Annotated in this window: 1 protein-coding gene; it reads right to left on the reverse strand. The window is 41.8% G+C overall.

The annotated features are described in order from the left end of the window. Window positions 1-1,094 (reverse strand): tetratricopeptide repeat protein (locus HUS62_RS22325; protein WP_175081195.1); only part of this gene is annotated, 1,094 nt, incomplete at both ends.

Raw genomic sequence — 1,094 nt, forward strand, 5'->3', positions numbered from 1 at the left:
GGAATGTAATCTAAGGTTGCCAGTGCTCCTTGGTAATCGTTCAACGAACGTAAAAATAGTGCATGGCTATAACGCAACTCTGCATCTAGCGGAAATTGCCACAAGGTTTTTTTATACAGAGCTTTGGCATGATCAACTAAACCTTGTTGTTGATATAAATTTGCAAGGTCGTAGTAAAGCCAGCTTTGACGTGGGCTTTGTTTGATTGCCATAAGTAGCACATCAACTGCTTCATCTAGCTTACCTTCAGCAGTAAGCTCATCAGCACGGGCTCGCAATTGCTGTGTTTGTAACAGGGTGTAATCTTCAGCAATTAATGCCTGTTGCTGACGAGTTAAGCCATTATAAAAACGATGACTACGAGCATAATTACCATCTGAGGCGGTTAACTCAAGCATGGCACGCAAAGTAGGCTGTTGCAGAGGATCGTCTTTTAGTACTTGCTTATAAAGGTTCATCGCGTTTTGGTATTGCCCTGCTTGTCTGGCAAGTTCAGCACGGTAAAACAATACCGTATTAGGGTCTTCATTTAAGGTGTCAGCTAAATCCAGTTTAAGCGCAGCCTGTTTGAGTTCATTGCTACTAATGGCTGATTTAGCTTCATCTATGTATTGCCAAAAACGAGCAGTATTGGCGAGGCCTTTTAAAACTGTTATACGGTTTGCATCTATGCTGTATTTTTGAGCTTTTTTAAAGTACTGGTAAGCATTGGCATTACGACCTTGCCTTAAGTTCAATAAACCTAAGCTATTGTATATTTCAGGATCTTGAGGACGACCTCGCAGTGCTTTATTGAAAAGCTTTTCTGCTGCATCAAAGTGGCGTTTTTCAAGTTCGACACTGCCTTTAAGCCATGTCTGATACGCAGGGTCTGCTTGCTTTTTTTGCTCCGCTAAATGCGCTTTTTTAAAGTCACTAAATTGTAGCTGACCTTTACTGCTTTTAGGGTAGGCTGCAAAGTAACGTTGATATTCGCGCTCAGTTTGTTTATTGAGCGGCATATCCTCAAGGGCTGCGAGCCACGCAAACTCAGCTTCAACACCATATTGGTTACTGTGTGCATAATGGCTCAGTAATTCTATGGCTTCTTTGTT

Source organism: Pseudoalteromonas sp. 0303 (assembly GCF_013349995.1).
Lineage (GTDB): Bacteria > Pseudomonadota > Gammaproteobacteria > Enterobacterales > Alteromonadaceae > Pseudoalteromonas.